Source organism: Christiangramia echinicola DSM 19838, from assembly GCF_000423065.1.
GTDB classification, from domain to species: Bacteria; Bacteroidota; Bacteroidia; order Flavobacteriales; family Flavobacteriaceae; genus Christiangramia; species Christiangramia echinicola.
In genome coordinates this window covers 18677-37828 of record NZ_AUHG01000016.1, presented here as the reverse complement: position 1 = coordinate 37828, position 19152 = coordinate 18677, and the positions used below count along the sequence as shown (strand labels likewise).

Genomic DNA, 19152 nt, shown 5'->3' with positions numbered 1-19152 from the left:
TCTATCTCGATATACTCTGCTAAAAATTTTTAACTAACATTTGCTTTTTCAAAATGGAAAATAGCAAAGCAATTTCAAAATAACTCCAACTATAAAGACGCCATTTTAGCTTTTTGCTCCTTTGCGGAAAGAATATCGACTCAATTTTCAATACCAAAATCTAACTTCTAAAGTCTAATTAAGCAAAGCCTTAGCATGTGCCCGGGCCGAATCACTTTTAGTATTACCACCAAGCATTAATGCCAGCTCCTCAATCCGGTCATTTTCTTCCAGGCGAACGATCTTGGTTTGAGTAGCGATCTCGTTATCTTCTTTAAAGATCTTGAAGTGAGTTGCTCCTTTGCCGGCGATCTGAGGTAGATGAGTAATAGCGATCACCTGCATGTTATTCCCCATTTTTTTAAGGATTTCACCCATTTTTTTGGCGATCTCTCCCGAAACTCCGGTATCAATTTCATCAAAAATTATAGTTGGTAAATTACTTTGTGCGGCAAGAATACTTTTTACCGCCAGCATGATACGGGATAATTCTCCTCCCGAAGCTGCTTTTTTGATCTCCTTAAAACTTCCTCCTTTATTAGCGGCCAGATACCATTCCAGTCTATCCAATCCGTTGGACAGGAATTCTTTTCCCATTTCCAGTTCAATATTCAATCTGGCATTAGGCATACCCAGATCTCTGAGGATCTGTTCTGTTTGTTCTATAAATGCAGGAATGATCTTCTCCCGATTCTGGTGAAGTTTACCAGCTGTAACTTGTAATTTCTCCTCCTGATCTTTTATAGCCTCCTGAACATCATTCAAAGCTGATTCTGCATTCTCTGTTACCGAAACTTTTTCCTGAAGGTCTTTGATGATAGCCAGAAGTTCTTCAATATTCTCGGCATTATGCTTTTTCTGAAGGTTATAAATAATCTGAAGTTTTTGATTAACCACTTCAAGCTCTTCCGGGTTAGCCTCTACTCTATCCAGAGCATCGGTCATTTCTGCCTCCAGATCATCAAGCTCAATGATCACACTTTGCACGCGCTCATGAAAATTCTCATAGTTTGCAGAAAACTGCGCAATTTTAGATAAACTAGACCTAACTGCTTTAAGATTATCAAGGCTACCTATCTCTTCCTGCTGCAGCAGGTTAACGGCTGCACTTAAATTCTCTGTTAACTCCTCAACATTGTTCAACTCCTCGTAACGCTCTTCAAACTCTTCCAGCATCCCCTCCTTTAAATTCGCTTCTTCAAGCTCATTTAGTAGAAAAACATTGTAATCATATTCTTTTGCTGCCTGAGACTGCTCTTCCTTGAGTTCTTCAAATCTATTCAAAAGAACCTTATATTCTTTCAGCTCCTTTTTATACTGAAGGATAATAGGTTCATTCTTTGCAATGGTATCTATTACATTAAATTGATATTCAGCATTCCCAAGGCTCAGGGTTTCATGCTGACTATGAATATCTATTAAGTAAGTTCCTAGTTTTTGAAGCGCAGTAACCTTTACCGGAGTGTCATTTATGAAAGCCCTGGATTTTCCTGATGGAAGGATCTCACGTCTTATGATACTTTGTTTCTCGTAATCCAGATCTTCCTTTTTAAAGAAGTTTTCCAGTTTATAATTGGAGATACTAAAACTCCCCTCTATGATACATTTCTTATCGGCATCACGAATAGAGCTAAAGTCTGCACGATCACCCAGAAGAAGTCCCAACGCACCTAGCATGATAGATTTACCAGCTCCGGTTTCTCCCGTTATAATGGTAAAACCTGGTTGAAGACCTATATTAATATCTTCAATTAATGCGTAATTTTTTATAGATAGAGATGTAAGCAAATCGGTTAAAATTTGTGCTAAATATACGTGAGAAAAAGATTGAAATCAACCTAAAAGACTACTGAATATTTCTCCAGTTTCTGGCATACCGTGGCGCTATGCTATTTAGAGTTTCTATAAGTTCTGCAGTGTCTTCATATGGAGGTCCTCCAGAGTAGACTGAAGATATTTCATCTGCCTTGGAATCAAAGAATGTTCTCAGTAACAGCGAATTATTACGCCTGTTATTCATCACCTTTAATTTTTCAAGAGATTCGGCGATCATATTTTTTCCAGCCAGGACATCTTCATGCATAACGTCAAGTCCCAGACGGTGATATTCATATAAAGCAGTTCTGTATTCAGCATAGGTATTTGCCAGCAAGTCTGTATTTAACCTGAATCTTGAACGCTGACCGTCTGAACCTCTCCAACCTTGCGAGTTACCCTGCTGAGCATTGGTTACAATTCTATTGGCTTCTTCATAAAACGTTGTTCCCCCTTCTGGAGCGAAAGTATCAGCGTCTAAACCCAGGACGGTATACACATAGAATGAAACTACCGAAACCAGGTTTGAGGTATAAGTATTCTGACTATAATTTAATGGCTGGTATTCGCGGTAATTAAATGAGAATTGTTCATCATTAAAATTAAAAACTGGCGTGATCATAGAAGTTCCGTAAACAGGCCTGGAAGATTGCACCTGAATGGTTCCATTAAAACTTTCACCTTCAAAACTGGTGATCGTAATGAACATGCTACAATTTATACGTTCGTGAGGCTGGAATTTCCTTTCGGTCCAGGTGGTTTGATTTACAAATTCATTTAAAGCTCGTTCCAGAGTTTTAAACACCGAAAGATTAGCCTGACCAGCTTGCTCTGCGTTGACAATAATTTCACAATTAAGCTGTTGCGCAGAACTAAGCTGCACTAACAGAAAGAACATTATGAAACTAAAGATCTTACGCATTTAATAAATTTACAATTTCGTTTAAAATATCCCCGGCTACTTCCTTTTTAGATTTTAGCTCGAAATCCTTTTTAAGATTTGGATAAATAACACTTATCTTATTGGTATCACCCTGGAAGCCTGCTCCTTTATCGTTTAGTGAATTTAAAACAATAAAATCAAGATTCTTCTTTTTAAGCTTTTTTCTTGCGTTTTCTACCTCATTGTTCGTCTCCAAAGCAAAGCCAATGAGCTTTTGGTTCTTTTTGATCTTCCCAAGACTTGCTAGAATATCTTCTGTCTTTGTAAGTTCTAAAGTTAAAGAATCGTCATTTTTCTTGATCTTCTGGTTAGCTACCGTTTTAGGTTTATAATCGGCTACGGCAGCGGCAGCAATAAAAATATCAGCATCTTCAAAATTAGCGTGGGCAGCTTCGTACATATCCCGGGTACTTATAACCCTGATCAATCTTAATTTATTCTCATCGATACTCAAGTGGGTTGGACCGGAGATTAAGACGACCTCAGCTCCTAATTGCATTGCGGCAGTTGCGATCTCAAATCCCATTTTCCCACTGGAATGATTTCCTATAAAACGAACAGGATCTATAGCTTCGTATGTAGGACCGGCAGTTATAACGATTTTCCTTCCTTTTAAAGGTAGATCCTCAGAATAGTGCGCCTCAATAAACTCAAGTATTTCTTCTGGTTCAGCCATTCTGCCTTCTCCGTGTAATCCACTTGCCAGTTCTCCAGAACCCGCAGGAATCATTAAGTTCCCGTAATCCTGAAGCACTTTTAAACTATTCTTTGTGGAAGGATGCTTATACATATCAAGATCCATCGCCGGAGCAAAAAAAACAGGACATTTAGCTGATAGGTAAGTCGCCAGTAAAAAGTTATCGCTATTGCCCGAAGCCATTTTGGAAAGTGTACTGGCCGTAGCAGGGGCTATAAGCAAGAAATCGGCCCAAAGGCCGAGTTCTACATGATTATTCCATTTCGCATTCTCATCCTCTTCATCTGTAAACGAAGAAAAAACTTCGTTTTTAGAAAGTGTAGAAAGAGTTAGCGGAGTAATAAATTCTTTAGCGGCAGGTGTCATTACGACTTTCACGTCTGCACCAGCCTTTACAAATAAGCGTACTAGAGCGGCAGTTTTAAAAGCAGCGATACCTCCGGTAACACCTAATAGAACTTTTTTCCCCTTAAGTACAGACATATTTGAGTCCAGATCTATTCTTCGGTATCTTTTGTGTTACGGTAGTAGATCTTATCTTCTAACCATTCCTGGATTGCCAGTGACTGTGGTTTAGGTAATCTCTCGTAGAATTTAGAAACCTCGATCTGCTCTTTGTTTTCAAAGATCTCATCAAGAGAATCATTATAAGTAGCAAATTCATCAAGTTTCTCCAATAATTCCTTCTTGATTTCACCGTTGATCTGCCCGGCTCTTTTAGCAACTATCGAGATCGCTTCATAAATATTTCCGGTTGGTGCATCTACCTTATTCCTGTTAATAGTGGTAGTGTTCACCGGTGCATCAATTTTCTTAAAATCCATCGTTCCTATTATTAAAAATTCTGTAACCTTTTGTCAATTTCTGATAGGGAGTCTTCTAACTCAGAAGTAAATTCTCCTTCAGGGTAATATTTTTTATATGCCTTAGAAAACTCTACAGCTTCTTCCAGACGCTCTTCCATTAAAATCTGATAACTATTCACCGCCAGTTTATAAGCGGAATCATACCTGTAAAAATAAGCAGCCTCTCTAAAAGGTGATCCAGGATAATTTGAAATAAAGTTATTGAAAGAAGCTATCGCAGCTTTATAGTATTCTGTATGATGATATTGCTTGGCAATTTCGTATGCTTTTTTCTCCAGTTTAACTCTTAACTCGGTTGCCTTTTCATTAGCTGCCGCAGTGAATTCGCCTTCTGGATACCTATTAAGGTATGCCTGTAACTCTTCAATTCCTTTATCTGTATCTGTTTGATCGAGGTCATATCTCGGGGAACGATAAAAGTAACATACCGCTCCTTTATATGCAGCTTCTTCTGCTTTTTGACTATTAGGATAAAGTTGTAAAAATCTTTCGAACTGAAAAGGTGCATTAAAATAATCTCCTAACTGGTAATACGTATCTGCCAGCAAGAAAACAAGTCTTTCCCCCTGTGGCTTTCCGCGGAACTCAGGCTCGATCTGCTCCAGTAATCTTAAAGCCTTTTTCAGCTTTTTATTAGAGTCTTCTTCTTTGCCTTCATTATACAATTCTTCTGCTGCCGTATATTTTTCAGCAGTTTCTGTACTTTTAAGTAACCTTTGGTACTCACTACAAGACACAGTAAGCATTAGCAAACCTAAAACGAGAATTCCTTTTTTCATGATACGTAAAAACATCTGGCAAAAATACATTTTTTGTTACTATAAAAAAAACTTTCCTAAACTACTCAAATAACCCTTATATCAAGGGTTTATTGTTACAGGAGAGTTCTTTTGTGAAAAATTTTATGGATATATTTCCTAAAAGCTTTCTACAAAACTATTAATTCTGCTGGTTAGGCTTTCTGAAGCTTCCACGAGCGGAAGTCTCAAATAATTAGCCACCATTCCTTTTTTAGCCAGTAAAGCTTTAATGCCAGCAGGGTTCCCTTCAGCAAAAATTAGATCTATAGAAGGAGCTATTTTATAATGTAACCGGTATGCCTCTGCAACTTTACCATCCAGACCTGCTCTTACCATATCTGAAAAATCTTTCGGCAGCCCCTGTCCTATCACAGAGATTACACCTTTCCCTCCAGCAAGTATCATTGGTAATGTGATCATATCATCCCCGGAAATCACTTTAAAATCTCCTGGCACCAAACTTATAAGTTTCATAGCCTGAACAATGTCACCCGCTGCCTCTTTTACCCCAATAATATTATCGAAGTCTCTGGCAATTCTATTCACAGTTTCCGGCAATACATTAGAAGAGGTCCTTCCAGGCACATTATATAAAATCACTGGAAGTGGGGAAGCTTCTGAAACTGCTTTGAAATGACGATATATACCTTCCTGTGTTGGCTTATTGTAATATGGCGAAACCGAAAGGATCGCATCAAAACCATCAAGGTTTGAGGTTTTAAGTTCCTCTGCAACGGCAACGGTATTATTTCCTCCTATTCCAAGTACAAGTGGTAATCTACCGGCATTAGCTTTCTTTATAATCTCCTTGATCAATTCTTTTTCATCCTGGGTTAGGGTTGCACTTTCTGCAGTAGTTCCCAGAACCACTAAATATTCAATTCCGTTTTCTATCTGATCTTTAACCAAATTAGCCAACGCATCCGTATCTACAGATAAATCCTCTTTAAATGGAGTAATAAGTGCTACTCCTGTTCCTACAAAGGCTTCCATCAATTCTTCTTTTTAAAAATTCTATAATATTTTATTACCTCCTCCAGAAATTCCTCTTTATTTCCAGAGTTGATCTCTACGTCATAGATCCCATAATCATCTGGTTTATTGCCTATTTTCACTCTGCCATAAGCCTCTGCTGCAAGCAAAGAGCCTAGCTGATTCTTTTCTGAAAAATAACAGATTATAAAATCGTAGTGTTCCTGGATAAAACTCTGTATCCCTGCTGATTTAAATTCACCAGAAAAAGTTACTTCCTTTGGATCTAATACTTCTATTTGAAGTCTATCAAGGTCAATACCAGAACCACAAACTACAATTTTTAAATCTGCTTTTTTATGCTCCAGCTGCTTGTGAAGATTTAAAAATTCATCATTGTTTTTAAAACTTTCGGCATCTGTGATAAAACCTATTTTATCTAAACTTTCAATATCCAGTAAAGGTTTATTTTTTAAAACCTTTCGGATCTTCTTAGCATAGAAAAAATGTTTCAGTTTAGATGAGATCATCACTTCAATTAAGTGGCGCAAATGTATATAATTTATACAAACATAAAAGCAGTTAACAGGACGGGAACGTCTGTAAATATTAGAATTTAACAGCTTTGTACATTTTGTTAAATTTGAGGTGATTACACAATATCTCGAAGGATAACTGAAATAATATATCATACCTTTTTGCTACCTCAAAAAATTTAAGCCTTATAGGCTCAAATCGACCAGGTTTTAATTTTGAACTATTTCAGCCTCCTAAGTTTTATATATTTGCAAAATACTACAGCCCCATGAAGACAATAAGAATACTATTGATCGCCTTTTCAGCTTTATTACTATCATGTAAAGAGAGTAATAAAGATCAGCTTTCCATTTCTGAAATCAGCTCTGAAAGAATTCAGATTGATGAATCCATAAAAGGCGATGAGGATATTAATAAATTTATTGCTCCGTTTAAGGAACATTTGAACAACACACTGGATTCCACCCTGGCCTACAACCCGAAATTACTTTCAAAAAATGACGGAGATCTGAATACTGCGATCGGTAATATGATGGCAGACGCTTTGATGCTCCAGGCCAATCCGGTAATTAAAAAAAGAACAGGAAGAGACATAGATTTTGCGTTGCTAAACCACGGTGGAATTAGATCTGAGTTACCACAAGGAGGAGTCTCTACCAGGTCTGCCTACAATTTAATGCCTTTTGAAAATGAGATCGTGGTCGCAGAGCTTTCCGGAGTAAAAATAAAGGAAATGCTCAGGTATCTTGAAAAAGCTAAAACAGCACATCCTGTTAGCAAGGAAATTCAGATTAGAGCAAATAAAGACTACAGTATTTTTGAGGCTAAAATAAAAGGTGAGCAAATAGACAAAAACAAGACTTATCTGGTAGCTACTTCAGATTATTTATATAATGGAGGAGATAACATGGCGTTTTTTAAAAATCCAATAAACCTTTACAGTACGAACTATAAGATACGCAACGCATTAATAGATTATTTTACCAGTGTAGATACTATAAAAGCTGATATCGACAAGCGTTATATTAGAGAATAAGGAGCATGAAAAGAAAAGATTTTATACAGAATACGGCAGCAGCCACAGCATTCTTAAGCCTGGGAGGAATTTCATCTCTTTCATTTAATTCGAAAGCCGAAAAACATATTACCATATTGCATACTAACGATGTGCATAGCCATATTGAACCTTTTGGACCCGATGAAGGTAGAAATGCCAATCTGGGAGGTGTTGGTAGAAGAGCAACTTTAATTGAACAAATAAGGCGCGAAAACCCAAATACATTATTATTAGACGCAGGTGATATTTTCCAGGGTACCCCCTATTTTAATTTTTACGGAGGGGAACTGGAATTTAAGCTGATGAGTAAATTAAAATATGACGCTGCTACCATCGGAAACCATGATTTTGATAATGGGATAGACGGGCTATACGCTCAATTACCTCATGCAGATTTTGATTTCCTGATCTCCAATTACGATTTCAGTAATACGGTCATGGATGGGCAGACCAAAGACTACCGGGTATACAATAAAGACGGAGTTAAAATTGGTATTTTTGGTATAGGTATAGAGCTACAAGGCCTTGTGAATGATAATCTATATAAGGAAACCAAATATCTGGATCCTGTTGAAATGGCCACAGAAGTTAGTAGCAAACTGAAAAATGAAGAGAAGTGCGATATCGTAATTTGCCTTTCTCACCTTGGATACGAATATAACGGCAATAAGATCTCAGATAGAAAACTAGCACAAGCCACAGAAAACATCGATCTAATCATTGGTGGTCACACTCACACTTTCTTAAAAAAACCAACTGTAGAAAAGAACAAAGCCGGTAAGGATGTATTAGTAAATCAGGTTGGATGTTATGGTCTTTACCTGGGAAGAATAGATTTTTACCTGGATGCAGACAATAATCTAAAAGGCGACGGTGTAAAAATAGCGGTAAACTAATTACTCTACCGGAAAATCGAAATATGTATCAGGATATGGTTCGGCATCGTAAGTGTAATGCCACCATTCTTCTGAATATGATCTAAAACCGTATTTTCTCATCACTAACCTGAGAATTTCCCTGTTCTGTTTTTGCTCGGCGGTGATCTGTTGCGTGTTATGATGTGAGATCTCACCAAAAAAATCGTAAGGTCCACCCATATCTACATTCTCACAACCTTCAACCTTGATCATAGTTAAATCTACCGTACTACCTCTGGAATGTCCAGATCTGGTCGCGATATAACCTAATTCAAACAGGTTTTGTTTCTTTACCTCGGGATAGAATTCAGATTTCATTAAAGTATCCTCCTTACGTCTAGCCCAATCCATAAAATGATTCACTGCTCGTTGCGGCCGGTAGGCATCAAAGATCTTCAGCATAAAATCCTTCTTTATCAATTCTTTCTGAACTTTTGCCAGTGCAATAGCCGCAGGTTTACTTAGAATTGCCTGATCGGCATTATACCCGGTGATTGGTTTTCCTACAAAATTATGTTCTCCAGCATAACGTATCTCATAAACGATATCTGGAATAGCTTCATCTAAATAGACAAAGCCTTCCGGAATTTCCTGGGAATTTATGGTCGAAGTATAAAAAGTAACCAGGCAAATAAAAAAAGAAGCGTAAATTTTCATTCTATAAATAATAGATAAAATCTTATTCCAACATTTTTAGAAAATCATCTTCGCTAATTATATTGGTTCCAACTTTCTCTGCTTTAGCCAATTTACTCGGACCCATATTAGCTCCAGCAACCAGATAATTTGTTTTTGAAGAAATTGAACTGGAAACTTTTCCGCCATTATCTTCGATCATTTTCTTAAGGTCATTTCTGGATACCTTTTCAAATACCCCTGAAATTACAAAACTATTACCGCCTAAAATATCGGTTTGGTTAGCTAGCTTCTCCGCTGAAATTTCCAGTTGCAATCCATGATCCTTTAATCGATTTACGATTTCCCTGTTAGACTCCGCTTTAAAGAAGTCTACCACACTCCAGGCTATTCTTTCCCCAATCTCATCTACATTTACCAATTCTTCTTCGGAAGCTGCAGCAAGAGCGTCAATATTCTTGAAATGTTTAGCGAGTTTTTTAGCCACTGTTTCGCCTACATATCTAATTCCTAATGCAAAAAGTACTCTTTCAAAGGGAATTTCCTTAGATTTCTGGATACCAACAATAAGATTATCCGCAGACTTCTCTGCCATTCGCTCTAAAGGAAGTACGTCTTCCTTTTTTAAAGTATAGAGATCGGCATAATTTTCAATGAGTCCGGCATTTACTAGCAAGGCAACTGTTTCCCCACCCAGACCTTCAATATCCATCGCTTTCCTGGAAATATAATGTTGAATACGGCCTATGATCTGCGGAGGACATCCATTGGTATTTGGACAATAATGCTGCGCCTCTCCTTCATTTCTAACCAGTTCGGTTTCGCATTCGGGACAATGAGTAGCATATTGGGTTGGATCACTATCCGGGTCTCTCTCGGTGAAATCTACACCTACAATTTTAGGAATAATCTCTCCTCCTTTTTCAACAAAAACAGTATCTCCTTCACGAACATCCAGTTTCTCAATTTGATCTGCATTGTGTAAAGAAGCTCTTTTCACGATGGTTCCCGCCAGTTGAACAGGATCCAAATTAGCTACCGGAGTGATCGCACCGGTTCTTCCTACCTGATAAGTGATCCTATTTAGCTTAGTACTCTCCTGCTCTGCCTTGAATTTATAAGCCATTGCCCATCTCGGAGATTTTGCGGTATGGCCTAATTCTTCCTGCTGATAGAAATCATTAACCTTCACCACCACCCCGTCAGTTTCATAAGGAAGGTCATGACGATGCTGGTCCCAGTAATTAATATACTCTAGTACTTCTTCTATGGAGTTTTTAAGTTCAGACTCCTGCGGAACTTTAAAACCCCATTCCCGGGCTTTTTCCAGACTTTCAAATTGAGATTTTACACCTGTATTTTCTCCTACTATACTATAGAGCAAACATTCTAAAGGCCTTCTGGAAACCTCAGCGCTATCCTGCAATTTTAAACTTCCGGAAGCTGTATTTCTTGGATTCGCATAAGGTTCTTCTCCAATATCAACCCTTTCAGCATTCATTTTCGCAAAGCCTTCATAAGGCAGAACGATCTCTCCTCTAATATCAAATTTCTCCGGAAAATCACCATTCAGTTTTAAAGGTACAGAGCGAATAGTACGCACATTATTAGTCACATCATCTCCCTGGAAACCATCACCACGAGTGACCGCCCTGTCTAACGTGCCATTTTTATAAGTTAAACTTATAGAAGCTCCATCATATTTTAATTCACATACATATTGAAGCTTTCCATCTACAACCTTCCTGATCCTGGTCTCCCATTCTTCCAGCTCCTCTTTAGAATAAGAATTAGAAAGCGAATACATGCGTTGATCATGAACTACCGTATTAAAATTCTTGGTAACGGCGCCACCTACTCGCTGAGTAGGAGAATTGAGATCTTCAAATTCCGGATGTTTTTCTTCAAGCTCCTGAAGCTCCTTTAGTTTCATATCAAAATCATAATCACTTATTACCGGCTTATCGAGTACGTAATAATTATAATTATGCTGTTGCAATTCTTCGCGAAGATCACGAATTCTCTTTTCAACGTCCATGTAAAAAATAGTTGGTATTAGTTTTCTGAAATTTTAAGCTCATTCTGGCTAAAATTCAGTTGAAATGTTTTTGAATGATGCTCGAATTTCAATTTAAAATCTGAGCTATATGCTTTGTCATTGGTAGGAAACCAATCTTTCTTTTCATTATTAATGGTAATAAGCAAACCTGAAGCTTCCCCAATCGCACAAAATCTTTCGAAATCTCCGTCAAACTGGGCCAAACCACAATCTAGATTCAGTTTCTTGAACTTCTCCTTTATATGTTGAGTTACCAGACCAATTTCTGCCACCCCTATTACATTTCCAGAATTGAAAATTGCTGATTCTGGTTTACTAAAATCCCTTCTGGATATAAATTCCATTATATTCTTATCCCTGTCGTAAAAATAGATGGATTTAGCCTGCCAGTTGGGAAAGTCAACGATCTTATCATCATTGAAACCTATAACCGGAACAATATTATCCAGCCATTCCAGAGCTACTTCTTCCTGCCTGTCTGGGATATGAAAGGCGATATGATAAGGAGTTGCATTTTCTCTGAATTCAAACCTCAGCCTGGAATATCCGGCTATAATTTCAAAACTATCTTTAGAATATTTATCAATATCAAAACCCAATTCATCCCTGTAGAATTCAAGCTGATCCTTGATATTTGAGGTGTATATAGTGAGTTTTATAATTTTCATAATTACGTCTGATTCTTATTCATCCATTTTGGAACTGGCTGTGGTTCAAACTCCCTCATCTCCTGTAAAAGATCTTCAAAATTATCTGAGACCAGTAAAATATCAAGATTTTCTCTTTTGAGAAGACCTTTATCACACATTTTATTCAGCATCTGGATCAGGTCATCATAAAAGCCTCCAATATTGAGCAACCCTATTGGTTTTCTATGTAGCCCCAATTGCGCCCAGGTAACGATCTCAAATAACTCCTCAAAGGTACCAAAACCTCCCGGCAGCGTAAGAAAAGCGTCACTTAGCTCGTGAATTGTAAGTTTGCGCTCGTGCATATCCTCTGTAGTTATTAGCTTATCCAGGTTAGTATGCACAACTTCCTTCGTTTTCAGAAAATCCGGGATCACGCCGGTCGCTATACCATCATGGTCCATAATTCCATTAGCCACCTGCCCCATCAACCCCAGCTTGCTTCCGCCGTAGATTAGCCTGATGTCATTTTTAGCCATTATCTTTCCAACCTCAAAAGCTGTATCGTAGATCTCTTTATCGTTTCCATCGCTGCTGGCACAGAATACAGCCAGACTATGGATATTATTTAATTTTTTGCTCATACTTTATTTCCTGGTCGCTTTCAACATGCGATAATTTCCAAAAATATCTTTTTTCAACTCAGCTTCAAAACCTAAATTTTCAACCATAGTCTTAGTTTCCTCACTTAAATACTGGTTGATTTCGAAATACAAAGCTCCGCTCTGCTCTAATGAAGTCATCGCAAGACTTGCTATTTTTTCATAAAACACCAAAGGACGTACATCTTCAACATAAAGAGCCAGTTTTGGTTCAAAATCCAGGACATTCCTGTGCATGTCTTTCTTTTCTAATTCTCGTACATAAGGCGGATTGGAAACTATGATATCAAACCTTTCTTCTAAACTATCCAGGGAAAGAATATCTATATTCTGAAAATTGACCCTGGTATTATTTAAATCCGCATTCTTTTTTGCCATGGCAATAGCTTCCGTAGAAATATCAAAAGAACTAACTACAGAATCAGGCAGATTTTTAGCCAGGCTAACAGGAATACAACCGCTACCGGTTCCTATATCTAAAATCCTTAATTCCTTATTTGAATTTTTATGATCTGAAATTATCCATTCTACCAACTCCTCTGTTTCTGGCCTGGGAATAAGAACATTTTTATCTACATAAAATTCTAAACCGTAGAATTCGGTTTTTCCGGTTATATACTGGATCGGCTCATGATCCTGTAATCGAAGTAATGCTCTTTCAAATTTTGACATTTGACCTTCAGAGACCTCCATATCTGGTTCTAAAGCAACATCTATCCTACGTCTACCTAAATAATGATCTACGAGAATATAAAAAAAGGATTCAATTTCGGTTGGAGGGAATTCATCCTTTAATTTTTCCTGGAACTGAACTTTTAATTGTGAAACCAGCATAACTTTTACTGAATTTAATTGAGTTCGAGGTCTTTGATCATGAACACCGTACAATTATAATGACCAGTATTACCCAATGGCTTTTCTATAACCTCAAAACCACTCTTATTATACAACTTTCGGGCATTTTCCATATAAGGCAGGGTTTCGATATAGCATTTTTTGAATTTTTGATCACTCCCAAATTGAAGACATTTATTGATCATATCTGTCCCTATTCCTCTCCCTCTTGCTTCAGGGAGAAAATACATCTTTTGAAGTTCACAAACTTTTTCTTCGAGCCCGGTTAAAGGTGCTATTCCAGCTCCTCCTATAATTTTAGAATTCTCCTCCACGACGAAATAAGCCTGTCTCTTTCCTTGATATTCGCTGGTCATATCGTCCAGGGCTTTATCCTCATAGGCGGTTCCTACTTTTGGAACTCCCATTTCTACAAGTACATTTCTAATTAAGTCCTTAACCTGCTGATTGTCTTCGGGTTTTATTTCCCGAATTTTCCATGTGTTCATTCTGCCTAATTAATTCTATTTTTGTGCTGTGAATATACACGAAAAATACATAAAACGCTGTATAGAACTGGCCCAAAACGGACTCGGAAACACCTATCCTAACCCCATGGTTGGTAGCGTTATAGTGCATAAGAGCAAGATCATTGGTGAAGGCTGGCATCAAAAAGCCGGTGAAGCTCATGCAGAAGTAAATGCTATCAATTCTATAGAGGATAAAGAGCTTCTTAAAAGCTCTACGATCTATGTAAGCCTGGAACCCTGTAGTCATTTTGGAAAGACACCTCCCTGTAGCGATCTTATCCTTGCAAAAGGAATCAAAAAAGTGGTAATAGGAACCATGGATCCATTCGCAAAAGTAGCCGGGAGAGGAATAAAAAAATTGCTTGAGGCGGGATGCGAAGTAAAGGTTGGAGTTCTAGAAGAAGAATGCTTAGCATTGAACCAGCGCTTCTTCACCTATCATAAAAAACACAGACCTTATATTATTTTGAAATGGGCTCAAACTCAGAATGGATTTATAGCTCCTGAATTAAAAGATGGTAATAGACCTGTTTGGATCACCAATAAATATTCAGGCCAATTAGTTCATAAATGGCGGAGTGAAGAAGTTTCTATTCTGGTTGGAACAAACACAGTGCTTAAAGATAACCCATCTTTAAATGTAAGAAAATGGACAGGCAATGATCCGGTTAGGATCATCATTGATAAAGACCTTAAAACACCAGAAGACTTTTCTGTATTAAATGGTAAAATTAAGACTATAATCATCTGCGAGAAGAAACCTAAAAGCTCAAGATACGAGAATCTCATTTTTGAAAAAATTCAATTTTCAGATAATATATCAAAGGAAATCTGCGCGGTGCTATATAAATATGAGGTCCAATCGGTGATCATTGAAGGAGGAAGCAAGACACTTCAGCAGTTTATAGATGCCAGACTTTGGGATGAGGCAAGAATTTTTACGGGAAAGGCAGAATTTCAAGCTGGTACTAAGGCACCTTATTTTAGTGGGAAATTAATTTCAGAAACTGAAATTTCTGGAGATAATTTAAAAATTTACAAAAATGATCAAGGCGATAATATTTGATTTTGGTGATGTCTTTATCAATCTAGATAAGGAAGGCACTAAAAGAAAATTAAGTGAAATGAATGTAAAGGATCTTCCAGAATCAATTTCTGCGAAGAACAGGGAATATGAACAGGGATTTGTCACTTCAGATGAAATTTCAGAACATTACCGAACCCAATTTCCACAGATAGAAAAAGAAGATTTTCTTAATTCCTGGAATTCTATGATCCTGGAATTCCCAGAATACCGTTTAAAATTCATTCAGAAACTTTCAGAAGAAAAAGACTATAAACTCATATTATTGAGTAATACGAATGAAAACCATATTGAGCATATAAAAACCAAAGTTCCTTTTTATGAAGATTTCAAAAAATGCTTTGATGCCTTCTATCTATCTCACGAAATAGGAATGCGTAAACCAAATCCAGATATCTTTGAATTTGTGTTGGATGCGCATGACCTTGAACCAGGTAACTGTCTTTTTATCGATGACACTAGGGAAAATACAGAAACTGCATCCAGACTTGGACTTCATACCTGGAATATTGAGCCAACTCACGAGGATGTAATTGACCTCTTTACCACCAAAAAAGATTTATTTTGATTTACCTGCTGCTAAGCGTTTTATCTTCTACCATCATTTTTGTGGTATTTCGATTGTATAAAAAATACGATGTCAACACCCTACAAGCCATTATTGTAAACTATTTTATAGCCTGTACCGTTGGTTTTTTCGGATACATAGACGGCTCAGATTTCACCCATGTTCCAAAAGAAAGTTGGTTTCCCGGAGCGTTGATGTTAGGATTCCTGTTTATCGCGGTATTCAACCTTGCCGCAATTACCACCCAGAAAAGCGGTTTATCTGTAGTTGCCGTGGCTACAAAAATGTCTGTAGCAATTCCAGTTTTATGCGGTATTTTTCTATATAATGAAAGCACCGGGATATTAAAGATATTAGGCATTCTGCTAGCTCTGGCCGCAGTTTACCTAACCTCTATCAAATCTAAAGAAGGGATTAGCATAAAGAGTAAAAACCTGATATTTCCTTTATTAGTATTCCTGGGGAGCGGAATTATAGACACCAGCTTAAAGTACCTGGAAACAAGCTATGTATCAAAGACAGATGTAGGCCTGTTCTCATCTTCAATTTTTGCAACCGCGGGAACAATTGGAATAATTATTCTAATCGTACAGGCATTTATGGGGAAGTTAAAGATCACCGGCAAAAACATTCTTGGAGGTATAGCGCTAGGGATCCCAAACTACTATTCTATCTATTTCCTGGTTATGGCTCTTAGAAGTGAGGGATTTGACAGTTCTACCATATTTACCATGAACCATGTTGCTATAGTAACTTTCTCAACACTGGTTGGTATTGTTCTATTCAAAGAAAAACTTATTCGCAAGAACTGGATAGGTCTGGGACTGGCAATTCTTAGTATAATTCTTGTAGCAAATTCTGCAATATGAAAGATACCTATCAAAGCATTACCACGGCTTCACCTGAAGTTCTTTTTAAAGACCGGAATTCAAAATTCTTTGGCTATGCTTTCCCTATAAAGTCTGAAGAGGAAGCTAATGAGCACCTGGAAGAATTAAGGTCCAGGCATCATAAAGCCCGGCACTGGTGCTATGCATGGCAGATTGGTAAAGAAGAATTTCATTACAGGGCTAACGATGACGGAGAACCTTCTAATTCCGCAGGAATGCCTATATATGGGCAAATCCAGTCTTTTGATGTTACCAATATCCTTATTGTAGTGGTTAGATATTTTGGAGGAGTTAAGCTGGGAGTAGGCGGACTCATTAATGCCTACAAAACTGCGGCCCAAATGGCTCTGGAATCTTCAGATATTCTAAAAAGAACTATAGATGAAGTATTCGTGGTTAAGTTTGATTATCCCGAAATGAATAAAGTCATGCAGGTGATCAAAAAAAATAATCTAAATGTTATCGATCAAAAGCTGGAAATAGATTGTAAGATTTTTCTAGCAGTTAGAAAAAAAGATGCCGAAACTATCTTCTCAAAATTCGATAATACCTATAAAGTAGAGATCTCTAAACTGGAAGATTAATCTCTCAATTTCTCCAGGATATATTCAGGGCAACGTATAGGTCTGCGAGTTTTTGAATCCATAAAAACAAGAACAGAAGTAGCAGAAGTTACCAAATCACCCTGTTGATTAAATATCGAATAGTCAAATATAATTTTAACATTTGGCATTTCGTGAAGTCGCGTTTCAATCGTCAATTTATCATCAAATGTAACCGGTTTGATATATTTTAAATTTAATTCGTATACCGGCAACATTATCCCTTCCTGTTCCATATTTTTGTAAGATATACCTAAGGTGTCTAACCATTCAAGTCGGGCAATCTCAAGGTATTGCGGATAATTTCCATGATGTACCACACCCATTTGATCGGTTTCGGCATATCGGACTTTAACAAAAGTTTTGTGTGATTTCATGTAAAAAAAGTAGCCTTTTAGAGAAAGGTTTTTTATATTCAGGCTCGGAAGTAAGTATGCATAAATTTTTCTTAAAATTCAACCCCTAAATGGTTTTTTTTTTACATTTTTTGTTCACATATTTGTTCCGCTCGAGTTGGAGAACAAGTTGATCCAATTTCCAATTTTAGAACTTACTACTAACCAAAATTAACGTTTAACTAATAATGTCAAAAACTGCGCAATCGGTTTGGAATAACTGTCTGTCATTTATTCAGGATAACATTACCCCTCAAGCATACAAAACATGGTTTGAACCTATCCAAGCAGTGAAACTTACAGATTGTGCCTTAAGCATACAGGTGCCTTCTAAGTTTTTCTACGAGTGGTTAGAAGAACATTATGTAAAGCTTCTAAAAGTTTCACTTACTCGTGAACTTGGCGACAAAGCTAAATTGGTATATGTGATCAAAATGGAGAATACTTACGGTAACAAGCTACCTTTTACCGAAAAGATCCCAAGTACTCAAAGATCACAGATGGCTTCACAGGAAGTAGACGTGCCTATTAAAAATAAAAGTCCAGAGCTTAAGAATCCTTTTATTATTCCCGGAATCAGGAATGTAAAGATCGAATCTCAGCTTAACCCTAATTATAATTTCGAGAATTTCCTGGAAGGGGAATCCAACAGACTCGCAAGATCAGCAGGGCTGGCTGTAGCAAACAAGCCCGGAGGAACCTCTTTCAATCCACTTTTAATATTTGGTGGAGTTGGACTTGGGAAGACACACTTAGCACACGCTATAGGTGTTGAGATAAAAGATAAATATCCAGAAAAAACAGTTCTTTATATTTCTGCTGAAAAATTCACCCAGCAGTATATAGAATCTGTAAAGAAGAATAACCGTAACGATTTCATTCACTTCTATCAGATCATTGATGTGCTTGTAGTAGATGATATTCAGTTACTTTCAGGAAAAGCTGGTACACAGGACGTATTTTTCCACATTTTTAACCATTTACATCAAAACGGCAAACAGGTTATCTTAACCAGTGATAAGGCTCCGGTTGATATGCAGGATATTGAACAACGTCTGCTTTCTAGATTTAAATGGGGACTTTCTGCTGAACTTCAGCATCCAGATTTTGAAACACGTGTTTCGATTATCAAGAATAAACTTTATCGTGATGGTGTTGAAATGCCGGAAGATATCGTTGAATTCCTGGCTAATAACATAAAAACAAACATCAGGGAACTGGAAGGAGCAATAATTTCTCTTATCGCTCACTCTTCTTTCAACAAGAAAGACATCACCCTGGAACTTGCGAAAAAGATCGTAGATAACTACGTTAAGAATACAAAACGTGAAGTATCTATAGACTATATTCAGAAAGTTGTAAGTGATTATTTCCAGATGGACGTAGACACATTGCAGTCTAAAACCAGAAAGAGACATATTGTACAGGCCAGACAGATCGCTATGTTCTTCGCAAAGAAGTTCACCAAGGCATCTCTAGCCAGCATTGGATCTCAAATTGGAAGTCGTGATCATGCTACCGTATTGCATGCATGTAAAACAGTAGACAACCTTGCTTCAACAGATAAGCAATTCAAAAAGTTTGTTGAAGACCTAAACAAGAAGCTCACATTATAAAATT

At 37.3% G+C, this 19152-nt stretch carries 21 protein-coding genes; 7 read left to right on the top strand and 14 right to left on the bottom strand.

Annotated elements, in window-relative coordinates; translation table 11 throughout:
- Nucleotides 1–174: 174 nt before the first annotated feature.
- From recN to G530_RS0111880, 7 genes are all read right to left on the bottom strand, one after another.
- Nucleotides 175–1827 carry a DNA repair protein RecN gene (recN, locus tag G530_RS0111910; protein ID WP_026934752.1) on the bottom strand — a complete coding sequence of 551 codons (1653 nt, stop codon included), beginning with the start codon at nucleotides 1825–1827 and terminating at the stop codon, nucleotides 175–177.
- A gap of 58 nt (nucleotides 1828–1885) precedes the next feature.
- Nucleotides 1886–2776: a type IX secretion system protein PorD gene (gene porD, locus G530_RS0111905; RefSeq protein WP_026934751.1), complete on the bottom strand. Its 891-nt coding sequence runs from the start codon at nucleotides 2774–2776 to the stop codon at nucleotides 1886–1888.
- The gene (gene coaBC / locus G530_RS0111900; RefSeq protein ID WP_026934750.1) at nucleotides 2769–3977 is read right to left on the bottom strand and encodes a bifunctional phosphopantothenoylcysteine decarboxylase/phosphopantothenate--cysteine ligase CoaBC; all 1209 of its coding nucleotides are present in this window, start codon (nucleotides 3975–3977) and stop codon (nucleotides 2769–2771) included. Before coaBC ends, porD begins: the two co-directional genes overlap by 8 nt.
- A gap of 14 nt (nucleotides 3978–3991) precedes the next feature.
- The gene (locus G530_RS0111895) at nucleotides 3992–4318 is read right to left on the bottom strand and encodes a DNA-directed RNA polymerase subunit omega (protein WP_026934749.1); all 327 of its coding nucleotides are present in this window, start codon (nucleotides 4316–4318) and stop codon (nucleotides 3992–3994) included.
- A gap of 11 nt (nucleotides 4319–4329) precedes the next feature.
- Nucleotides 4330–5139 carry an outer membrane protein assembly factor BamD gene (locus G530_RS0111890; RefSeq protein ID WP_240472157.1) on the bottom strand — a complete coding sequence of 270 codons (810 nt, stop codon included), beginning with the start codon at nucleotides 5137–5139 and terminating at the stop codon, nucleotides 4330–4332.
- 138 nt (nucleotides 5140–5277) lie between these two features.
- A complete protein-coding gene (gene dapA / locus G530_RS0111885) occupies nucleotides 5278–6153 on the bottom strand; it encodes a 4-hydroxy-tetrahydrodipicolinate synthase (protein ID WP_026934747.1) in 876 nt (291 codons plus the stop codon).
- On the bottom strand, nucleotides 6153–6683 hold the full coding sequence (locus G530_RS0111880; protein ID WP_156888629.1) for a DUF6913 domain-containing protein: 531 nt from the start codon (nucleotides 6681–6683) through the stop codon (nucleotides 6153–6155). Before G530_RS0111880 ends, dapA begins: the two co-directional genes overlap by 1 nt.
- A gap of 254 nt (nucleotides 6684–6937) precedes the next feature.
- Here G530_RS0111880 and G530_RS0111875 point away from each other — a divergent pair, with 254 nt between their 5' ends.
- Nucleotides 6938–7705 carry a 5'-nucleotidase C-terminal domain-containing protein gene (locus G530_RS0111875; RefSeq protein ID WP_026934745.1) on the top strand — a complete coding sequence of 256 codons (768 nt, stop codon included), beginning with the start codon at nucleotides 6938–6940 and terminating at the stop codon, nucleotides 7703–7705.
- 5 nt (nucleotides 7706–7710) lie between these two features.
- On the top strand, nucleotides 7711–8622 hold the full coding sequence (locus tag G530_RS0111870; RefSeq protein ID WP_026934744.1) for a bifunctional metallophosphatase/5'-nucleotidase: 912 nt from the start codon (nucleotides 7711–7713) through the stop codon (nucleotides 8620–8622).
- Here G530_RS0111870 and G530_RS0111865 read toward each other — a convergent pair whose 3' ends face one another.
- From G530_RS0111865 to G530_RS0111840, 6 genes are read right to left on the bottom strand one after another with little or no spacing between them, the layout of a single operon-like run.
- Nucleotides 8623–9300 carry a M15 family metallopeptidase gene (locus G530_RS0111865; protein ID WP_026934743.1) on the bottom strand — a complete coding sequence of 226 codons (678 nt, stop codon included), beginning with the start codon at nucleotides 9298–9300 and terminating at the stop codon, nucleotides 8623–8625.
- A gap of 22 nt (nucleotides 9301–9322) precedes the next feature.
- Complete coding sequence (gene ligA / locus G530_RS0111860; protein ID WP_026934742.1) at nucleotides 9323–11317, bottom strand: NAD-dependent DNA ligase LigA; 1995 nt, start codon at nucleotides 11315–11317, stop codon at nucleotides 9323–9325.
- A gap of 17 nt (nucleotides 11318–11334) precedes the next feature.
- Nucleotides 11335–12006 (bottom strand): VOC family protein, encoded by a 672-nt coding sequence (locus G530_RS0111855; protein WP_026934741.1) that lies wholly within the window; start codon nucleotides 12004–12006, stop codon nucleotides 11335–11337.
- Nucleotides 12007–12008: 2 nt separating this feature from the next.
- Complete coding sequence (locus G530_RS0111850) at nucleotides 12009–12611, bottom strand: LOG family protein (protein ID WP_035716362.1); 603 nt, start codon at nucleotides 12609–12611, stop codon at nucleotides 12009–12011.
- A 3-nt stretch (nucleotides 12612–12614) separates the two neighbouring features.
- Nucleotides 12615–13463, bottom strand: coding sequence for a peptide chain release factor N(5)-glutamine methyltransferase (gene prmC / locus G530_RS0111845; RefSeq protein WP_026934739.1), 849 nt, complete (start codon nucleotides 13461–13463; stop codon nucleotides 12615–12617).
- Nucleotides 13464–13477: 14 nt separating this feature from the next.
- Nucleotides 13478–13972 carry a GNAT family N-acetyltransferase gene (locus tag G530_RS0111840; protein WP_026934738.1) on the bottom strand — a complete coding sequence of 165 codons (495 nt, stop codon included), beginning with the start codon at nucleotides 13970–13972 and terminating at the stop codon, nucleotides 13478–13480.
- A 28-nt stretch (nucleotides 13973–14000) separates the two neighbouring features.
- Here G530_RS0111840 and ribD point away from each other — a divergent pair, with 28 nt between their 5' ends.
- From ribD to G530_RS0111820, 4 genes are read left to right on the top strand one after another with little or no spacing between them, the layout of a single operon-like run.
- Nucleotides 14001–15059: a bifunctional diaminohydroxyphosphoribosylaminopyrimidine deaminase/5-amino-6-(5-phosphoribosylamino)uracil reductase RibD gene (gene ribD, locus G530_RS0111835; protein ID WP_035716360.1), complete on the top strand. Its 1059-nt coding sequence runs from the start codon at nucleotides 14001–14003 to the stop codon at nucleotides 15057–15059.
- Nucleotides 15037–15645 carry an HAD family hydrolase gene (locus G530_RS0111830; protein WP_026934736.1) on the top strand — a complete coding sequence of 203 codons (609 nt, stop codon included), beginning with the start codon at nucleotides 15037–15039 and terminating at the stop codon, nucleotides 15643–15645. Before ribD ends, G530_RS0111830 begins: the two co-directional genes overlap by 23 nt.
- Entirely contained in the window at nucleotides 15642–16514 is an 873-nt protein-coding gene (locus G530_RS0111825; protein WP_026934735.1) for an EamA family transporter, read from the top strand. Before G530_RS0111830 ends, G530_RS0111825 begins: the two co-directional genes overlap by 4 nt.
- Entirely contained in the window at nucleotides 16511–17119 is a 609-nt protein-coding gene (locus tag G530_RS0111820; RefSeq protein ID WP_026934734.1) for an IMPACT family protein, read from the top strand. The genes G530_RS0111825 and G530_RS0111820 overlap by 4 nt, the downstream gene beginning before the upstream one ends.
- Here the strand turns inward: G530_RS0111820 and G530_RS0111815 are convergent.
- Nucleotides 17116–17514 carry an acyl-CoA thioesterase gene (locus G530_RS0111815; RefSeq protein ID WP_026934733.1) on the bottom strand — a complete coding sequence of 133 codons (399 nt, stop codon included), beginning with the start codon at nucleotides 17512–17514 and terminating at the stop codon, nucleotides 17116–17118. The two genes, G530_RS0111820 and G530_RS0111815, sit on opposite strands and share 4 nt — an antisense overlap.
- Nucleotides 17515–17720: 206 nt before the next feature.
- On the opposite strand from G530_RS0111815, the gene dnaA reads away from it, so the two are divergent.
- Entirely contained in the window at nucleotides 17721–19148 is a 1428-nt protein-coding gene (dnaA, locus tag G530_RS0111810; RefSeq protein ID WP_026934732.1) for a chromosomal replication initiator protein DnaA, read from the top strand.
- The last annotated feature ends 4 nt before the right edge of the window (nucleotides 19149–19152 follow it).